This window comes from Bacillus sp. RC51, assembly GCF_044908115.1.
Lineage (GTDB): Bacteria > Bacillota > Bacilli > Bacillales > Bacillaceae_G > Bacillus_A > Bacillus_A mycoides.
In genome coordinates, this window is sequence record NZ_JBIYCW010000006.1 from 239058 (window position 1) to 258945 (window position 19888).

The following is a 19888-nucleotide window of genomic DNA, read 5'->3' on the forward strand; positions in this document are numbered from 1 at the left end:
TGATCGGATGAGTTTTTTAAATAACAGTATTATTTATCATATTGCAATTATTTTATATGCTTGTAGCATTAGTTTATATTTTATAGATTATTTCCAAAGTAACCGAAAGGCGAACCGCTTTGCTTTTTGGTTACTTTCGATTGTATGGGTTCTGCAGTCTATCTTTATGTTGCTTAGGGCTACAGATTCAGAAACGAATCCTATTTTAACTTTATTATCAGGGATTTATTTTTATGTTTGGTTATTGATTACGATGTCATTAGTCATTAATCGATTTATGCGTATTGACTTTTTAGTCTTTTTTACAAATGTTGTAGCATTTGGCGTAAGCGCTTTTTCTATTTTTACACCGCTCGGGAAGATGTCGCCAGTACTTGCAGAGCAATTAGTTTCAGAACTTGTATACGTGCATGTCGGTATGGCGATTATTTCTTATGCAACGTTTACTGTATCGTTTATTTTTTCTATTATGTATTTATTGCAATACCGACTATTAAAAAAGAAAAAGTGGAATGCGAGATTAAGAAGATTAGGAAATTTGCCGAAGCTTGAATCTATGTCTTACGGATTAAATTTATTTTCTGTTCCGTTTTTCTTATTAGCAATTATATTAGGATGCATATGGGGATATACAAAATTGGATAATTTCCATTGGTATGATACGAAAGTAATTGGGTCTTTTGTCGTTCTATTTGTATATTGCGTGGGCTTATATTTACGAGCAGCAGATGTGTTGCAAGGTAAGAAAATTGTGCAGTGGAATATCGGGGCATTTCTCGTAATGCTAGTTAACATTTTTCTATTAAGCAGTTTATCTAATTTCCACTTTTGGTATTTATAATGAGGAGAGAGAATTATGCGCAAAATTATTGTAGGTTCACGAAAGAGTAAACTAGCATTAACACAAACTAATTGGTTTATTGATCAATTAAAAGCGCTTGGTTTACCATATGAATTTGAAGTGAAAGAAATCGTCACAAAAGGTGATGTTATTTTAGATGTTACTCTTTCAAAAGTAGGCGGAAAAGGTTTATTTGTAAAGGAAATTGAACATGCGTTACTTACGAAAGAAATTGATATGGCTGTACATAGTATGAAAGATATGCCAGCTGTACTTCCAGATGGATTAACGATTGGTTGTACGCCAAAGCGCGTTGACCCTCGTGATGCTTTTATTTCTAAAAACGGAGAATCGTTTAAAGACTTAGCAGAAGGCGCGATCTTAGGAACGAGTAGTTTGAGACGTAGTGCACAACTACTAGCTGCGAGACCAGATTTACAAGTGAAATGGATTCGTGGGAATATCGATACACGCTTACGTAAGTTAAAAGATGAAGATTACGATGCAATTATTTTAGCGACAGCTGGATTACAGAGAATGGGCTGGGACGGAGAAGTTATTACAGAACATTTAGATGAAACGTTATGTGTACCAGCCGTAGGACAAGGTGCATTAGCGATTGAATGTCGTGAGGATGATACGGATTTACTTCAGTTGTTAGCGCATATTAATGATGCAGTAACAGAAAGAACAGTGGCTGCTGAACGAGTATTTCTTCATAAACTTGAAGGTGGATGCCAAGTTCCAATCGCTGGATATGCAACTCTTAAAGAAAATGATGCAATCGAATTAACAGCGCTTGTCGGTTCTATGGACGGTTCTGTTTTATTGAAAGAGATAGTAGTAGGCAATGATCCGAAGCAAGTTGGATTAGAGGCTGCGGACCGTTTAATTAAACAAGGAGCAAAAGAGCTCATCCTTGCTGCAAATAAGGAGCAACAATAAATATGAACGCTCTCGCTGGCAAAACAGTATTGATTACACGTGCCCAGCATCAAGCGAAACAAATGAGTGTAGCAGTGAAAGAAAGGAGCGGAATTCCATTGGAAATTCCGCTTTTGCGTATGGAAGGCACATCTCATAGGCAAATTCAACGTATAACAAGGCAACTACATTCGTATGACTGGGTTATTTTTACGAGTAAAAATGGTGTAGCTTTTTTTCTAGATGGTTTAGAAACAAAAATACCATTAACTATTAAAATCGCTGCGGTAGGCGTGAAAACAAAATTAGAGTTAGAAAAAAGGGGCTATCAAGTTCATTTTGTTCCGACCTCATTTGTTGCAGAAACATTTGCCGAAGAGTTTCTAAAAGAATTAAGTGGAAACGATCGTATTTTATTTCCGAAAGGGAATTTAGCAAGAGATGTAATCCCGGTTAAACTTAGGGAGTTTGGTGTTTTTCTAGATGAGTTAATTGTATATGGTACGAAGGTGAATGTAGAGAAAAAACAAGAACTTATAACAGCATTGAAATTAGGAGAAGTAAATATTATTACATTTACGAGCCCTTCAACTGTTGATAGTTTTGTTCGTTTACTTGAGGGTACAAACTGGAGAGAATGGACGAAAAAATGTACAATTGCTTGTATAGGGCCTATTACGGAAAAAGAGGCGAACCTCTATTTTCCACATGTTATTGTGCCAAAAGAGTACACTGTAGAAGCATTACTGCAATGCATTTGTGAATCTATAAAATAAAAGAATGGGGATAGAAATCTATGAATTCTTTACAATTTAATCGTCATCGTCGTTTAAGACAAAGCGGGGGCATGCGTGCGCTTGTACGTGAAACATTTTTACATACAGAAGATTTTATTTACCCTATTTTTGTATTAGAAGGAGAAAATATTCGTAATGAAGTTCCTTCTATGCCAGGCGTATATCAAATGTCTTTAGATTTATTGCAAGCTGAAATGCAAGAGGTCGTTGATTTAGGTATTCGTTCTGTTATTGTATTTGGTTTACCTGCTGAAAAGGACGAAGTTGGATCATCGGCATATTGTGAGCATGGAATTGTACAGCGTGCAATTAAGCAAATTAAAGATGAGTTCCCAGAGCTAGTGGTAGTTGCAGATACATGTTTATGTCAATTTACAAGCCATGGTCATTGCGGTGTTATTGAAGATGGCGTTATTTTAAATGATGAGTCTCTTGCAGCTCTTGCAAAAACAGCTGTAAGTCAAGCGAAAGCAGGAGCGGACATTATTGCACCATCTAACATGATGGACGGATTCGTAACGGCGATTCGCCATGCATTAGATGAAAATGGTTTCGCGCACGTACCAGTTATGTCGTACGCTGTGAAATATTCATCAGCATTTTACGGACCGTTCCGTGATGCAGCACATGGTGCACCGCAGTTTGGTGACCGTAAAACATATCAAATGGACCCAGCGAACCGTATGGAAGCATTCCGTGAAGCAGAATCAGATGTAATGGAAGGGGCCGACTTCTTAATTGTAAAGCCAGCTCTTTCTTATCTAGATATCGTTCGTGATGTGAAAAATAACTTTAACTTACCAGTCGTTGCTTATAACGTAAGTGGTGAATATTCGATGATTAAAGCAGCAGCGCAAAATGGTTGGATTAATGAAAAAGAAGTTGTACTTGAGAAATTAATTAGCATGAAACGCGCAGGAGCAGACTTGATTATTACGTATCATGCAAAAGATGCAGCAAGATGGTTACAAGAAGGAGGCGCTAAATAATGAAAAAATTTGATAAGTCGATTGCGGCGTTTGAAGAGGCTCAAAATTTAATGCCTGGAGGCGTAAACAGCCCTGTTCGTGCTTTTAAGTCTGTTGGTATGAATCCGCTGTTTATGGAGCGCGGAAAAGGCTCTAAAGTATATGATATCGATGGGAATGAATACATCGATTACGTATTATCGTGGGGACCTTTAATTCATGGTCATGCGAATGATCGTGTTGTTGAGGCTTTAAAAGCTGTTGCTGAAAAAGGAACAAGCTTTGGTGCACCAACAGAAATTGAAAATAAATTAGCGCAGCTTGTTATTGAGCGTGTACCATCAATTGAGATTGTGCGTATGGTTAACTCTGGAACAGAGGCGACAATGAGTGCACTACGTTTAGCTCGTGGTTACACTGGACGTAACAAAATTTTGAAATTCATTGGTTGTTATCACGGTCATGGTGATTCTTTATTGATTAAAGCAGGTTCGGGCGTAGCAACGCTAGGTTTACCAGATAGCCCTGGTGTACCAGAAGGTGTAGCGAAAAATACGATTACAGTAGCGTATAACGATTTAGAAAGTGTAAAATATGCTTTCGAACAATTCGGTGATGATATCGCTTGTATAATTGTAGAACCAGTGGCAGGGAATATGGGTGTTGTTCCCCCGCAACCAGGGTTTTTAGAAGGACTTCGTGAAGTGACAGAGCAAAACGGTGCACTACTTATTTTTGATGAAGTAATGACAGGATTCCGTGTTGCTTATAATTGTGGACAAGGTTATTACGGTGTAACTCCTGACTTAACTTGTTTAGGTAAAGTAATCGGTGGTGGCTTGCCGGTAGGAGCATACGGTGGGAAGGCAGAGATTATGCGTCAAGTTGCACCAAGTGGACCGATTTACCAAGCTGGAACATTATCGGGTAATCCACTTGCAATGACAGCAGGTTATGAAACGTTAGTGCAGTTAACGCCAGAATCATATGTGGAATTTGAGCGTAAAGCAGAAATATTAGAGGCTGGACTACGTAAGGCAGCTGAAAAGCATAATATCCCGCATCACATTAATCGTGCAGGTTCTATGATTGGTATTTTCTTTACGGATGAGCAAGTTATTAATTATGATGCAGCAAAATCTTCAAACTTAGAATTCTTTGCAGCTTACTATCGTGAAATGGTAGAACAAGGTGTATTTTTACCACCTTCTCAATTTGAAGGTTTATTCTTATCGACAGCACATAGTGATGCAGATATTGAGGCGACAATTGCAGCGGCCGAAATTGCAATGTCAAAATTAAAAGCATAATTTCTTAGAGAAAATCGCTTTCCATTAGGGGAGCGATTTTTTTTATTCATAAAGTAGCCTTAGGGAACATAAATCTGTAATGACATATAGTTTGGGAGGGGGAAAAGAAGTGGCAACAGATCATTCATTACGATTTTCATTAAAAGAATCTGTTTGGTTCCAGAAGGGACAGGAAGTCGAAGAACTTTTGTCAATTTCGTTAGATCCAGACGTTGAGATAGAGGAGCTCGATCATGAAGTTATCGTGAGGGGGCAATTAGATTTAACGGGAGAGTACGTTGCAAGGCAAGATGATTCAGCTTATTCATTAAGAGAGCTATCACCAGCAAAGGCAATTGATTATGTAGAAACAAGGGGAGACGGGGTTAATGAGCTTGTCCATTCCTTTCCACTCGAAATATCAATTCCAAGAAATCGAGTGAAAGTAATTGAAGAATTATATGTATCAATCGAGGAATTTGATTATGAATTAAAGGAAAATGGTTGCTTACAACTATTAGCGGATATATCTATTACAGGCTTATGCGATGAGGAAAGAACCGAGGATGAAGAGGAAGAGGAAGAGACGGTGTATGCTGAGTTGGAAGCTGATTCAGCTGAAGAGGATGAAAGTAGACCTGTGCTGCACGAAGAGGTACCAGTCTATAAAGAATCAGATGGATGGGAAGATTATGCATTTGAACCGTTTCAGCTAGAGGAAAGAAAAGAGCAAGAAATAGAAGAAGAGGCATTAGAAGAACATGAACTTGTGGAGCGTGAAGAGGAGCAAGAAAAGACGCCACAATTTGAATTATTCGGGCGGAAAAATTTCAAGAAAGAAAAAGCGAAAAAGCAGGAAGAGCCAGAGGAAGAAGCATATTCACAGCGAGATGAAAATGCACTTTATTTAACGAAATTATTTACGAAAGAACCAGAAGAAGAATTTACGAAGTTAAGAATGTACTTCGTACAAGAAGGAGATACAATTGAATCGGTTGCAGAACGTTATGAAACGACTGTACAAAGCTTATATCGTGTAAATCAATCAGAAGATATATATTTAACTACAGGGCAAATTATATATATTCCTGTTTCAAAAGCAACAGTGAAATAAGTGAGTGAGTTTTTTTACTCACCTCTTTTCTTTTCCTAGAAGCTATGTTTTGAATAAGAAAGGGTTATTCGTATGGATATTGAATTACGAAATCGCTATGAACCCATTGTGAGGCAATATAGATTGGACACTCAGCATATGGAAGAGCACGGAAGTGTAATGAAAATTTATACGAATCAAGGTCCGTATGCGTTAAAGAAAATACAAGATAGAAAATTAGAGCGGAATAATTTTTTGCACCATATTCAATATTTGAAGGAGAAAGGTTTTTCGAATTATGTACCTATCTATCATGCGACGGACGGGAATTATGTTTTAAGTGATGGGACGTATAGTTATTATTTAATGCCTTGGTTAGAACGTGCGGAAGGAAATGGCGAAGATAATGATCAATACCATAAGATGTTTCAAACACTCGGGACGTTGCATCAAAAAACGGTGAAAGAGGAGACTTATACAGAAGAAGATTTAGAAAAACATTATACAAATATATCCGACCGTTGGGAAAATGATGGTGAGATATTAGAAGAGTTTCTTGTAGAATCTGAAGCTAAGTGGTATATGTCTCCATTTGAATTACAATATTGTACGTATTATCACCACGTTATGAGAGCACGTGAGTTCGCAACGAAACAATTAAGTGAATGGCATGATGCAATGAAAGAAAAGGAAAAAACACGTACTACTTTCGTTCATGGAAATGTATCACTTAATCACTTTTTATTTGATTATGAACGAAACGGTTATTTTATTAGTTTAGAAAAGTCTCAGTTTGCTACACCGGTACAGGATATCGTCGGCTTTTATTCAAGGTCTTTGAACACATATCCAATTGCGCGGAGCGACCGCTTTGAATGGTATCAAATGTATCAAAAAAATTTCCCATTTACGAAAGAGGAGCAGCTTCTTATGTTTGCGTATATGACGTACCCGTCGCATTTTATTCGGCAAATTCAGTCGTATACGAAAAGAAGAAAGAGTCGTAATGAAGAAAATGAGCTTCGCGGGGTGAAAATTCTGCAGCAATCGCATTGGCTCATTAGTAATACAGAATATTTCCTTTCGCAATTACAAGCTGCCCAGCAAGGGAACGGATAAAGAAGATAAGTAGGGAGAACCCTGCTTATCTTTTTTTATTAGTTCCATAAAGAGATAAAAGCCGTAGTTTCAAATTTATCTTGACGAATAAGGTTTCGTTTTTTACACTATTGTATATAATAATTAACAATCACATAAATGCATTGAAGGGGAAGAGTATAACATGAAACGTCTTCAGAGAGGGGAACCATTGGCTGGGAGGTTCTCTAGATAGTTATGTTAGAAGGTAGCCCTGGAGCATCTTTTCTGAACGGAATGATTCTTATTAGGAAAAGACGGATTTGTCCGTTATCAAATTAAGAGTATAAGCAAATTCTGAATTTGTTTGTAAATAAAGGTGGTACCGCGATGTCCCTCGTCCTTTTTTGGATGAGGGGCATTTTTTATTTTAAGGAGGGAAAATAATGTCAAACACGGAAAATAATTTACCAACTAAATATGATCATATGTCCGTTGAAGAAGGCCTTTACAAGTGGTGGCTTGAAGGCAAATATTTCGAAGCAACAGGAGATGAGAAGAAACAACCATATACAATTGTAATTCCACCTCCGAACGTAACTGGTAAGTTACACTTAGGTCACGCTTGGGATACGACGCTTCAAGATATTTTAACTCGTACAAAGCGTATGCAAGGTTACGATGTATTATGGCTTCCAGGAATGGATCATGCTGGTATCGCAACGCAAGCGAAAGTAGAAGGGAAACTTCGTGAAGAAGGTATTTCACGTTACGATCTTGGTCGTGAGAAATTCCTTGAAAAAGCTTGGGAATGGAAAGAAGAATACGCTTCTCACATTCGTCAACAATGGGGGAAAGTTGGTTTAGGACTAGACTATTCTCGTGAACGCTTCACATTAGACGAAGGTTTATCTAACGCTGTTAATAAAGTATTCGTTCAATTATATGAAAAAGGCTTAATTTACCGCGGTGAGTATATCATCAACTGGGATCCAGCAACACGCACAGCTCTTTCTGATATTGAAGTAATTCATAAAGAAGTTCAAGGTGCATTCTACCATATGAACTATCCGTTAACAGACGGTTCTGGTCACATTCGCCTTGCAACTACTCGTCCAGAAACAATGCTTGGTGATACAGCGGTAGCAGTTCATCCAGAAGATGATCGCTACAAACATTTAATCGGAAAAACAGTTACACTTCCAATCGTAGGCCGAGAGATTCCGATTATTGCTGATGAATACGTAGAAAAAGACTTCGGAACAGGCGTTGTGAAAATTACACCAGCTCATGACCCGAATGACTTTGAAGTAGGTAACCGTCATGACTTACCACGTATTTTAGTAATGAACGAAGATGGAACGATGAACGAAAAAGCTGGTAAGTATAACGGTATGGATCGTTTCGAATGCCGTAAAGAGTTAGTGAAAGACTTACAAGAAGCTGGCGTATTAGTAGAAATCGAGCCTCATATGCACTCAGTAGGTCATAGTGAGCGTAGCGGTGCAGTTGTTGAGCCTTATTTATCAACACAATGGTTCGTAAAAATGGCTCCACTTGCAGAAAAAGCGGTAGAACTTCAACAAAAAGAAGAAGAAAAAGTAACGTTCGTACCAGAGCGTTTTGAAAACACATACTTACGCTGGATGGAAAACATTCATGACTGGTGTATTTCTCGTCAATTATGGTGGGGACACCGCATTCCAGCTTGGTATCATAAAGAAACTGGTGAAGTATACGTAGGTACAGAAGCGCCAGCAGATCTTGAAAACTGGAATCAAGATAATGACGTGCTTGATACATGGTTCAGTTCAGCATTATGGCCATTCTCAACACTTGGCTGGCCGAATGAAGATGCAGCAGACTTTAAAAAGTTCTATTCAACAGATGCTTTAGTAACTGGTTATGACATCATCTTCTTCTGGGTATCTCGTATGATTTTCCAAGGTTTAGAGTTTACAGGAGAGCGTCCATTTAAAGATGTATTAATTCACGGTTTAGTTCGTGATGAGCAAGGACGTAAAATGAGTAAATCTCTTGGTAACGGTATTGATCCGATGGATGTTATCGAGAAGTACGGTGCAGATGCGATGCGTTACTTCTTATCAACAGGAAGTGCACCAGGTCAAGATTTACGTTTCAGCATGGAAAAAGTAGAATCTACTTGGAACTTCATTAATAAAATTTGGAACGCATCACGTTTCGTATTAATGAACATGGATGACATGAAGTATGAAGAAATCGATTTAACTGGTGAAAAATCAGTTGCAGATAAGTGGATTTTAACTCGCTTAAACGAAACAATCGAAAGTGTAACACGTAACATGGATAAATATGAGTTCGGTGAAGCTGGTCGTTCATTATACAACTTCATTTGGGATGATTTCTGTGACTGGTACATTGAGATGGCGAAACTTCCACTATACGGTGAAGATGAAGCAGCTAAGAAAACAACTCGTTCGATTTTAGCTTACGTATTAGACCAAACAATGCGTCTATTACATCCATTCATGCCATTTGTAACAGAGAAAATTTGGCAGCATTTACCGCATGAAGGCGAATCTATTACAGTAGCAGCATGGCCAACAGTTCGCGAAGATTTACAAGATAAAGAAGCGGCAGCGGAAATGCACCTTCTAGTTGATATCATTCGCTCTGTTCGTAACATCCGTGCGGAAGTAAATACGCCAATGAGCAAAAAAGTTCAAATGCAAATTAAAGCAAAAGACGAGGCAGTACTAGCCCAGCTTACGAAAAACAGCTCTTACATTGAGCGTTTCTGTAACCCAAGTGAACTAACAATTAAGATTGATTTACAAGCGCCAGAAAAAGCGATGACTGCAATCGTATCAGGTGCAGAGTTATTCTTACCTTTAGCTGATCTTATCAATCTTGATGAAGAGAAAGCGCGTCTTGAAAAAGAACTTGAGAAGTTCGGTAAAGAAGTAGAACGTGTACAGAAGAAACTTTCAAACCAAGGATTCGTAGCGAAAGCTCCTGCAGAAGTTATTGACGGAGAGCGTGCGAAAGAGCAAGATTATCTAGAAAAACGCGAAGCGGTTCGTCAACGTCTAGCTGATCTTGAGAAATAAAAATGTTTTTCAGAGACTCACTATATTGGTGAGTCTCTTTTCTTTGCGTATAATAGAATTATGAAGTTTGTCTTTTGAAAGGGGAAATAGCAAACGTGATACATACATACGAAGAAGCGATAAACTGGATTCATAGCCGATTGAAATTTGGGATAAAACCAGGGCTAGAAAGAATGCAATGGATGTTAGAAGAACTCGGAAATCCAGAGCGTCATATAAAATGTGTTCATCTAGCCGGCACAAATGGAAAAGGTTCAACTTTAACATACATGCGCTACATGTTAGAAGGTGCGAAATATAAAGTAGGATCGTTTACATCGCCTTACATAGAAACATTCAATGAACGTATTAGTGTAAACGGAATACCGATTGCAGATGAAGAGATTGCAGAACTTGTAAATATGGTAAAGCCAGTCGTTGAAAAATTAGATGAGACGGATTTAGGAGAAGCGACTGAGTTTGAAATTATTACAGTAATGGCAATTTATTATTTCGGTAAAGTCAATTTCTGTGATGTCGTTTTATTTGAAACGGGGCTTGGGGGAAGATTTGATTCTACAAATGTTATTCATCCGGTTCTCACGATTATTACGAATATCGGTCACGATCATATGCATATTTTAGGCAATACACTAGGAGAAATTGCATATGAAAAGGCAGGGATTATTAAGTCTGGTGTTCCAGTTATTACTGGTGTGAAAAATGAAGAAGCATTGCAAGTAATTCAAAAGGTTGCTAAGGAAAATCATGCAAGCTTATATGAACTTGGAAAACAGTTTACAACACTACAAAAACATTCTAATAAAGATGGGGAACACTTTGATTTTGCTTGTCCATTTGCCTCGTTTGAAAATGTTCGGATTTCAATGAAAGGTATTCACCAAGTAGGCAATGCAGCACTAGCGCTTATGGCAGTAATGTATTTAAAAACATATTTATCATTTTTAATTGATGAAGAGGAAATAAAAGTTGGCTTACAAGAAGCATACTGGATTGGTCGATTTGAAAAGTTACAAAGTAATCCAGATATTATAATAGATGGTGCTCATAATCCAGAAGGTATTGAAAGTCTTGTAAAAACAGTAGAGGCACATTATAAAAAGAAGAATGTAATAGTTTTATTTACTGCTCTTGGTGACAAACAGTTACATAACATGGTAGGGCAATTAGAAAAAGTTGCTGATGAAATAATATTTACGACGTTTGCCTTTGATCGTGCCATTTCTGCTGACAAGCTTGCATCGTATTCACAACAAGAGTCAAAATTAGTTTTTGAAGATTGGAAAGAGGCAATTGATACAAAGGTTGACATGATAGGAGAACATGATGTTTTTATCATAACAGGTTCTTTGTATTTCATTTCCGAAGTTAGAAAATATATTCGCGAGAAAAACTAGATAGTCTTTGCTATCTAGTTTTTTGTTCTACAAATGAAGTCAAATGCATACATATAAGATAATAATATAGGGTTATTTGACGAATTCCTCTGACAAATATCTCGTTTTTTTGTGGAATGAATATGATATGATGCGGACAATGACAAGAGGTGAGGTGTGAGTGTATGGACAAGCAATCACGAACGATCTCGGTGAAAGTAAATGGAACAGAAGCGAAGTATGAGGAAAAAAAGAAGGATGAGTTTGACTGGATGGTAGCAGAAAGTGAGAGACCGAAAAATGTCGTTCCGTTTCAAAAAGCGAAATCAGTATCTATGGAAAAATATCGAAAGAAGTGGAGCAATACAATAATCGCAATCGTTGCAACTGCAATAATTATTGGTACTGCATTTGGGATGGGTATGATTCATTTATTAACTGGACAAGGGACGACAGGAGAAGGTAAGGTAACGGCTTCGAAGCAGGCAGGTAATGAGGAACAAAAGGTGGGTGGAACGGCAGAACAAACACCAACACCAAAGGAGGAAAAACAAAAAGCGCAAGTAGGAGCTGCATTAGAACCAATGAAACTATTTTTTGTTCAAGGAGGGCTTTATTCCTCTGAAGAAAAAGGACAGGCTGCTATTGAAGAGTGGAAAAGTAATGGGGGCGTGGCTACTTTGAAACCGAGTGGTGATAAGTATGCGTTAGTTGTTGCTATTACGAGCGATGAACAGGCTGTTAATCAATTAATAGATCAGTATAAGCAAGATGGTGTTTCAGTTTTGAAAAAAAATTGGGATATTACAGATAAAGCATTGCTCAAAAATGATAAAGAAGTAGGAATGTTTTTAGCGAAAGTGCAGCCATTATATACTCATTTAGCAAAATATGTGTCCAGCGTACAAACTAGTGGAAAAAGTAATCCAAAAGATATAGAAGCGATTCAAAAAGAGTGGAAAGCTATTGAAAAGGAAGGGAAGAGTATGAAGCGTGAAGATGCAAAGAAGCTTTATACGTATACGTCAATAGCGGTGCAAACGATTAAGGAAGGGAAGAGCGATAAGGAATCTGTAGCTAAATTAAATCAAGTTATTATTGATGGATTACTTTCGTACGAAAAAATGGTTTCACAAAAAGTAAAATAATAAGATAATGATGAAGGGGAAAGAAGTACATATACTTCTTTCTTTTCTTTTGAATTTAGAGCAAAGTGCTTTCTGTATGGGCAGAATATAATCGTATTTAAAAAGAACTATTATTTTGTTTAGAGAAAATGATATTTCTAGAATTTGTGGGGAAACTATTCCTTTGATACGATTGATTTGAATTATTCTGCTTCATGCGAGAAGGGAAGGAGAAAATATGAGGAAAATTATTTTAGCTTCAGGATCACCTAGGAGGAAGGAACTGCTTGAATTAGCTGATGTGCCATTTGAAATCGTTGTTAGTGAAGTAGAAGAGACGATTGGTGCATATTCATCGCCTTCTGATATTGTTATGTCGCTTGCTTTGCAAAAAGCATCTGCTGTGGCAGAAAACCATAGTAATCAAGTTGTACTAGGTGCAGATACAATTGTTACATATGATTCGCGTATTCTTGGAAAGCCGTCTAATGGGGCTGAGGCGAAAGAAATGCTACAATTATTATCAGGGAAAACACACGAAGTATACACAGGTGTTGCAATTATATCGAAAGAAAAAACGGTAACTTTTTATGAACGTACAGAAGTAACATTTTGGGAATTGACAGAAGAGGAAATAGACGTATACGTTGCATCGAAGGAACCACTTGATAAAGCAGGGAGTTACGGAATTCAAGGTAAAGGGTCTATTTTTGTTCAACATATTCAAGGGGACTACTACAGTGTAGTTGGCTTGCCAATTGCGCGTGTTGTCCGTGAATTAAAACAGTTTGATAGCGATGTAACCCATGCGTAAAATTGCATGGGGTTTTCTTTAGGAGAAATCTTAAAAAAGGGGTGGAGAGATGAACGGTATTCGTGATGTTGTGAGAGAAGAACAGCCACGGGAGCGTTTATTGTTAGAAGGAGCAGGAAGTTTATCGAATCGAGAACTTCTTGCAGTTTTACTCAGAACGGGTTCTAAAGAAGAAACGGTGTTAACGTTATCAGATAATATTCTACATCATTTTGACGGCTTACGAATGTTAAAGGATGCAACGTTAGAAGAGATGATGAGTATTCATGGTGTTGGGATTGCAAAGGCGTCGCAGCTTATGGCTGCTTTTGAATTAGGTAGAAGAATGGTACGTTTAGAATATCAAAATAGATATAGTATTCGAAGTCCAGAAGATTGTGCGAGTTATATGATGGAAGAGATGCGTTTTTTGCAACAGGAGCATTTTGTTTGTTTATATTTGAATACGAAAAATCAAGTTATACATAGGCAAACTATTTTTATTGGAAGTTTAAATACGTCGATTGTGCACCCAAGGGAAGTTTTTAAAGAAGCGTTCCGTCGGGCAGCAGCCTCTATTATATGTTTCCAAATAGGTAAGCAATATATTGGGCGAAATGAAATTTTATTGTGAACTAGAGCTTTTTTTTATTTCGCCCAATAATTTGGGGCAGAATTAAAAAGTACACATTTATATACACTTCTCGAGTTCGAGAACGAACAAGATGATACATTGCTATCCAAAACTACAAAACGAAGTCAAAAGAGCTTATGAGGAGCTTGACGGTTGCCAGAAAGGACGTTTTGTAAAACAGGTTTCGTTATGCGTGAAAATGTTGTACGAAAACAAAGGTGTACTATGATTTAATTTCATCGTAAAAGAAACTATCTCCATTTTCTGGAGTTTAAATTTCACGTGATCTTACCAATTTATCCAATGAGGGCTACGGCTCTCTTTTTTTATTACTTTTTGATAAAATATAGAAATATACGAATAATTTGTTTGCTATCATGGGGTGAGAAATCTTATCCTTTGGAAGGGGAAACATAATGGCAGTAAAAAATAACAAACTTGATGAACGATTCGGAGTTATTGAATACCCAGTTATACTTGCAGAAATATCAAAAGAACTTCCGACAACAGAGCCTAAATACTATGAGTATGCTTTTGATGCTTTAAAAAAGGTTATCAAGCCTAAGAAAAATATTCATTACTTTGAAGTTGCTAATCCTAAGCTAACAAAAACAGGATTTATCGTGGTAGGGGAACATAATGTATACCTGGTAACTATGAAAGGCGAATTATTCGGTGGCGCTGAAGTTGAAGTAGTGAAGTATAAAGATATTTGAGCAGTTGATTTTGGTATTATCGAGGGCATTTTTGGAATCTCTTTTATGAATATAGGAGGCATTTATTTTGAAAATAAGGTGTCTGTACTAAATAAAAGTGATTAGGTTGTTGAGTCTGAAGTTTTTATAGTGAGAAAGTCACTAGATTATGTGGGGATAGAGGATCGTAGTCAAGTGAACCGTAGACTAAAAAGCAGGATGGATCAAGGAAAGGGGAAAACAAATATTTTAGGTGATTTTTAATGTTATATTTATTAATAAGAAAATTTTAATATATTAAAAAAGTTATATTTAGATAAAATGATGTTATACTATTTTTTGGTAAGGGAACTAGAAGGGAAGAATTTTAAATGAAAAAAATTAAAAAATTATGTATGTTAGGTCTTTCTTTTGCAGTTCTTGGTTCTGCAGTTCCTACATTAGCGGCTAATACAGGAGATACACCTTGGTCAAATGTTTATCAATGGAATAGCCCGAATGATCATACTCCAGCTAGAAAGAAAGAAAATAGAACAGCTTATTATAATTATGTTCAAAAAACAACTGATATTGGTTATATGAATATTTGGGCTGCTTTATATGATGGTCGAGATGTTTCTGATAATCATTCATATAAAGTGCAAAAAGGTGATAAAACAAAATTATATAATAAAGCTGTAGAATGGAATGCGCCTGGTATTGCTGTGAGAATTGAATCATCAAGATATTGGAACGGAACATCATCTGGTGTTTGGAGTCCTGACAGTATTTAATATTATTTGCTATTATTTTATTAATGATTAATTAATTTTAATGGTTCCCTTACCTTATGATTTTAGAAAGGATATAAAAATAATGATACAATTTTGGTTTTTGCGTGTAAAAAGAAGTTATTTTTATTATGCTCTTTTTATAGGTTTGATTCTTTCGTTTACACATTTAATAATAAATGTTATTCCATTGATGAAACTTAATAATATTATATTTACACCTTATACTTCGTGGATGTCTGCAAGTTTTACAAGTGTTATTCCTATTTTATTTTTCTTAGTTTTACCATTAATTTCAAGTTTGCCTGTATCAACTCTTTTTAAAGATGATAAAGAAAGTGGTCTTCTTAATATTATTTTAATAAAGACTACTAAGAAAAAATATTTTTCGGGGTTATTTGTAGTAACTTTTTTTATTGGATCTATTGTTATAGCTATTTCATTATTAATAAATGCTTTAGGAAGTTTTTTATTTTTACCTAATTTGTTACCTGATGAAATTGTGAATAGAAATATTGGAATGAATAGTGGTGCTACAATATTAGTTGGTTTGTATTATAATCATCCTTTTATTCATATGATGTTAAATATCTTAATTTGTTCTATATTTGGAGGGATTTTTGCTGTTTTTTCTTTGAGTATTTCCTTTTGGGTTAAGAATAAGTTTATTGTTCTTGTAGGTGGATTTATAGTACAAATTGGGTTATTAGTTATAAATATGCTTATCTTTTCTGAAAAAGCAATAACTCCTTTCTTCTTTTTACCGGAAAATGCGAATGTTTTACCTATTAATATATGGATTATTTTTGGTGTTGGAATTATTTTATTTTTGGTGTCTTGTGTAATATATTTTGTTGGAGTTAAATCTTATGATGTTAATTAATCGTTTGTTTATAAATCAGTTTATAAAGTTTTGGTCTTCTTGGAAGATGAATCTTTTTTGTTTTTTATTATTAAGTGGTTTTATTGAGTATTCTTTTTTTCATCAAATAGAATTACATGAGACAATAAATTTTTTCAATGTTATAGGAATAATTCAAGATAGGTATATGTATTTATATATTTTTATTCCTATAGTATTGTTGCAATTAGGTATTTTTCAATCATCTGGTTTAAATGAGATTGTTGCATATAGAAGAAAAAGTTATGAGTTTGTAATAGGATTAATAAATACTTTTTTAGTGTTATTAACTTTTCTTTTGTCTTTTATAGTGGTTATAAGTTTGACTAATATTTTTTATATTTATAATGATATGTATATAGATGATGTTTATGTGTTCTTTATTAGTCAATTATATATATCTATCTTTTTAGGATTAGTATGTATATGTTTAATATGGTTAATTGTAAAAGTATTAACAAATAATCGTTTTGTAGCTTTCATAATTACATTATTTATTTCATTTATTGAAAATTATTTAAGTAGTAAATTTAATTTATCTTTATTTTGGGGTAAATCTTTTGAAGTGAATATGGATCAGTCTATATTATCTCATTATCTTGGGATTTTTTCTTTAATTGGAGTAGTTTTAATATTAGTTAGTGGATTTTATTTATTTTCTATGAAAAAGGAATATTTATCATGACATTTCTGAATTTAATAAAAAGAGATATTCAATTTATTGTTAGTCATATATATAAAAGATTTTTGATTGTTATATCTATATTATTTTTGCTAGTTTTTATTTTGCATTATCAATTTGATAAATTATCTTCACTAGATATTATGTTGTATTTTTTTAAAGGTATATCGAAAGAACAATTGGATAATAAAATTTTTATTTTTCCAATTTGTTGGTTAGTATTTCATTTATCTAGTTCTTTTATTTTAAGTGATGTTTTAAAGAATGATATTTTTAATTTCTCTCCGTATATATTAATAAAAAGAGTTTCTAGGAAAAAAATATGGATTAGTAAAGTAGTTGTTTTACTAGTCTTTTCTTTATTTTTTAATCTTTTATTTTTTGGGATATCAACAATATCTATTTCAATCATTACTAAATGTATAGGGAATATTAATGATATGGTATTTTTACCTGATATGTTTAATGGTTCTCTTAGTTTTCTTTATATGTATTTGTTTATCATTCAATTTTTAGTAACTGTTTTGTTAAATATGATTTATTTTTTATGTAATTTAATATTACCGGCGATTTATTCGTTTTTAGTAAATATATCATTGCTTGTATTTATTATGATGGTTTATATACCATTGAACCCATTGAATTATAGTATGGTAAGTAGAATTAATTTATCATCTAATTTATTGATTTGGGAACCAATTTTAGGAGTTTTTATTATAATAATTATTTTCTTAGGTATTAGTTATTATATCTTTAATCATTTGGAATTTTTGGATTCGAAAGAAGGTACTTAATTATGAAATATATAGAAATTAGTCATATTACTAAATGTTTGAAAAAAAATATTGTATTAAATGATATTTCTTTATCTTTAGATGAAGGGAATATTTATGGGTTCCAGGGAATTAATGGTTCAGGGAAAACAATGTTGTTTAGAGCTATATTAGGTTTAATAAAGTTGGATAAAGGTGAAATCCATATAAATCAAAAAAAATTGCAGACTGATGAGATTTTCCCTGTATCTGCTGGAGTATTAATTGAAAATCCAGGGTTTATTGAAGAATTTTCTGCATTTAAGAATTTAAAATTATTAGCATCTATTCAAGGGATTTCCAATAAAGAGAGTATTAATGCTGTTTTGGAAATAGTTGGTTTAAATCCTAATGATGAACGAAAAGTAAAAAAATATTCATTAGGAATGAAACAAAAACTAGGAATTGCTCAAGCTATATTAGGATCTCCTGAATTGTTAATTTTAGATGAACCTACTAATGCTTTAGATGAAGAAAGTGTAAAAAAAATATGTGATTTATTACTTAAATATAAATTAGAAGGTAAAACAATTTTAGTATCAAGTCATGACAAGGACTTTTTGAATAGAATTTCAGATCAAATAATAAAGATCAACCAAGGACAGATTGTCATTTAAGTTTTGAAAGAAGGTTTTTTCGTGAAAAAAAAATATTGGTTACTATTATTATTTCCTTTGATATTTATGATTGTATTTCAATATAATCATGTGAATAATAAATTTAAAGATTTTGAAGTTGTGGTAGAAAAAATACATTTTAATCAAGAAGTAAAAACAGATAAATTTAAGTTTACGGTGAAATCATTTGTTAAAAGGGAAAAATCTGAAGAATATGCATATGATGTTAAAATGAAAATTGAAAAATTAACCCGTGGAGATGATGATTTCTTTTATTATTTATATATAAATCCACATCTTCAAGGAGCAAATCAAACGGATGGAATAAAAACGACAGAGTTTCAAAAGCCTGTTTCTAATTTGATTCCTTTAAAAGTCTATGATGGTGTTGTAGAAATGACATTACCAAAAGAAAGAGTTTCTAATAATAATGGTGAAGTTGAATTAGTATGGATAGAAAAAAAAGGTAATAAGGTGAAGAAATATATACTTCCTCTAAAATAGTTTTTAAATTTGGGAGTTGTCGAGAATATTATCTTTTTCTTCTTTGTTAATCCCAATGTATTTTAGGGTAATTTGTGGTGTGCTGTAATTTAATATTTCTTGTAACATAGCTACATTTTTTGTTTATAGAGAACCAATAGCCGAAGATTTTGTGCATGATGTGGGTGTACCACTGGATTCTACAATTGCAAAATCTCCGGCTTTTTGTAATTGTCGATAAGCCTGTATCTTACTAATAGGGGGCACTATACGTTACCATGAAGCTACGATTTTTAAGTTCAGCCTAAATGAAAGTTATATGTATGGTATCAAGATAGTCTTTATTTAGCGGCTTAAATCCAAAAAATGAAACTCGATAGGGTTTATTTGGTATACAAATCTTTTTTACTATATGTAGTTTTTAGAAAAAAGGAACGTTCCCTACTATAAATGACATTTTATAAGCTTAGTTTGATGGTGATTTGGTAGCGTTAACAAAATGCGAATTTCGTATGCTAAGCATATATAGAATGACCCTAGAGTGATGAAATTTATTACTTGTATAGTTGTTGTTTTAATTATTATTACTATGGGTTATCAAAGTCATATAAAAAAGAAAATGTGGCTCATTGTGGGGTATCAAGAAGATGATTTTATTGATGATAAAGATAAACCAGCTAAGCGATTTGGTATATCCTTTTACATAATAGCTATTGCTACTACCTTTTGGACTGAAATGTTTTGGTATAATTATCGGTATTATATATGCAGTTTGTATATGTATAGGTATCGTAGTTGTTTTGATACGAAAACAAATAATTAATAAATTAATTTGAAAAAGAGCCGTCATTTGACGGTTCTTTTTTTCTTTATGTATACATAGGATTCATTAGTTGTCACATAGTATGTTTTCCCTA

The 19888-nt window shown here is 34.3% G+C and carries 19 protein-coding genes, 2 pseudogenes and 1 other annotated feature; of the genes and pseudogenes, 20 read left to right on the forward strand and 1 reads right to left on the reverse strand.

The window, feature by feature from the left end:
- The first annotated feature begins 7 nt into the window (after positions 1-7).
- The 19 genes and pseudogenes from ABH959_RS15150 to ABH959_RS15240 all read left to right on the forward strand — a co-directional run bounded on the left by ABH959_RS15150 (position 8) and on the right by ABH959_RS15240 (position 18992).
- On the forward strand, positions 8-841 hold the full coding sequence (locus tag ABH959_RS15150; RefSeq protein WP_002015354.1) for a cytochrome c biogenesis protein: 834 nt from the start codon (positions 8-10) through the stop codon (positions 839-841).
- A gap of 15 nt (positions 842-856) precedes the next feature.
- Complete coding sequence (gene hemC, locus ABH959_RS15155; protein ID WP_002034194.1) at positions 857-1786, forward strand: hydroxymethylbilane synthase; 930 nt, start codon at positions 857-859, stop codon at positions 1784-1786.
- A gap of 2 nt (positions 1787-1788) precedes the next feature.
- On the forward strand, positions 1789-2541 hold the full coding sequence (gene hemD, locus ABH959_RS15160; RefSeq protein WP_404492785.1) for a uroporphyrinogen-III synthase: 753 nt from the start codon (positions 1789-1791) through the stop codon (positions 2539-2541).
- A 20-nt stretch (positions 2542-2561) separates the two neighbouring features.
- The gene (hemB, locus tag ABH959_RS15165) at positions 2562-3551 is read left to right on the forward strand and encodes a porphobilinogen synthase (protein WP_002138493.1); all 990 of its coding nucleotides are present in this window, start codon (positions 2562-2564) and stop codon (positions 3549-3551) included.
- Positions 3551-4840, forward strand: coding sequence for a glutamate-1-semialdehyde 2,1-aminomutase (gene hemL / locus ABH959_RS15170; protein WP_002138492.1), 1290 nt, complete (start codon positions 3551-3553; stop codon positions 4838-4840). Before hemB ends, hemL begins: the two co-directional genes overlap by 1 nt.
- A 109-nt stretch (positions 4841-4949) precedes the next feature.
- On the forward strand, positions 4950-5933 hold the full coding sequence (gene spoVID, locus ABH959_RS15175) for a stage VI sporulation protein D (RefSeq protein ID WP_404492786.1): 984 nt from the start codon (positions 4950-4952) through the stop codon (positions 5931-5933).
- Positions 5934-6005: 72 nt separating this feature from the next.
- Complete coding sequence (gene ysxE, locus ABH959_RS15180) at positions 6006-7031, forward strand: spore coat protein YsxE (protein ID WP_404492787.1); 1026 nt, start codon at positions 6006-6008, stop codon at positions 7029-7031.
- A gap of 134 nt (positions 7032-7165) precedes the next feature.
- Positions 7166-7397: a binding site (T-box leader), on the forward strand.
- Positions 7398-7435: 38 nt separating this feature from the next.
- Entirely contained in the window at positions 7436-10081 is a 2646-nt protein-coding gene (locus tag ABH959_RS15185; protein ID WP_002143265.1) for a valine--tRNA ligase, read from the forward strand.
- Between the two features lie 95 nt (positions 10082-10176).
- Entirely contained in the window at positions 10177-11478 is a 1302-nt protein-coding gene (locus ABH959_RS15190) for a bifunctional folylpolyglutamate synthase/dihydrofolate synthase (protein ID WP_404492788.1), read from the forward strand.
- A 164-nt stretch (positions 11479-11642) separates the two neighbouring features.
- Positions 11643-12605, forward strand: coding sequence for a stage II sporulation protein B (locus tag ABH959_RS15195; RefSeq protein ID WP_219303594.1), 963 nt, complete (start codon positions 11643-11645; stop codon positions 12603-12605).
- A gap of 217 nt (positions 12606-12822) precedes the next feature.
- On the forward strand, positions 12823-13398 hold the full coding sequence (locus ABH959_RS15200; RefSeq protein WP_242307511.1) for a Maf family protein: 576 nt from the start codon (positions 12823-12825) through the stop codon (positions 13396-13398).
- Between the two features lie 49 nt (positions 13399-13447).
- Positions 13448-14011 carry a RadC family protein gene (gene radC, locus ABH959_RS15205; RefSeq protein WP_404492789.1) on the forward strand — a complete coding sequence of 188 codons (564 nt, stop codon included), beginning with the start codon at positions 13448-13450 and terminating at the stop codon, positions 14009-14011.
- A 416-nt stretch (positions 14012-14427) separates the two neighbouring features.
- A pseudogene (locus tag ABH959_RS15210) lies at positions 14428-14805 on the forward strand (PH domain-containing protein); the annotation flags it as partial.
- 272 nt (positions 14806-15077) lie between these two features.
- The gene (locus tag ABH959_RS15215; RefSeq protein WP_404492790.1) at positions 15078-15479 is read left to right on the forward strand and encodes a hypothetical protein; all 402 of its coding nucleotides are present in this window, start codon (positions 15078-15080) and stop codon (positions 15477-15479) included.
- An 82-nt stretch (positions 15480-15561) separates the two neighbouring features.
- Positions 15562-16359, forward strand: coding sequence for a hypothetical protein (locus ABH959_RS15220; protein ID WP_404492791.1), 798 nt, complete (start codon positions 15562-15564; stop codon positions 16357-16359).
- Positions 16346-17062, forward strand: a complete 717-nt coding sequence (locus ABH959_RS15225; protein WP_404492792.1) for a hypothetical protein — start codon at positions 16346-16348, stop codon at positions 17060-17062. The genes ABH959_RS15220 and ABH959_RS15225 overlap by 14 nt, the downstream gene beginning before the upstream one ends.
- A complete protein-coding gene (locus tag ABH959_RS15230) occupies positions 17059-17853 on the forward strand; it encodes a hypothetical protein (protein WP_404492793.1) in 795 nt (264 codons plus the stop codon). Before ABH959_RS15225 ends, ABH959_RS15230 begins: the two co-directional genes overlap by 4 nt.
- 2 nt (positions 17854-17855) lie before the next feature.
- Positions 17856-18488: an ATP-binding cassette domain-containing protein gene (locus ABH959_RS15235; RefSeq protein WP_404492794.1), complete on the forward strand. Its 633-nt coding sequence runs from the start codon at positions 17856-17858 to the stop codon at positions 18486-18488.
- A 21-nt stretch (positions 18489-18509) separates the two neighbouring features.
- A complete protein-coding gene (locus ABH959_RS15240) occupies positions 18510-18992 on the forward strand; it encodes a hypothetical protein (RefSeq protein WP_404492795.1) in 483 nt (160 codons plus the stop codon).
- 3 nt (positions 18993-18995) lie between these two features.
- On the opposite strand, the pseudogene ABH959_RS15245 reads toward ABH959_RS15240, so the two are convergent.
- Positions 18996-19232, reverse strand: a pseudogene (locus ABH959_RS15245) (site-specific integrase); the annotation flags it as partial.
- Between the two features lie 370 nt (positions 19233-19602).
- Here ABH959_RS15245 and ABH959_RS15250 point away from each other — a divergent pair.
- Positions 19603-19794, forward strand: a complete 192-nt coding sequence (locus ABH959_RS15250) for a hypothetical protein (RefSeq protein WP_404492796.1) — start codon at positions 19603-19605, stop codon at positions 19792-19794.
- Positions 19795-19888: the final 94 nt, after the last annotated feature.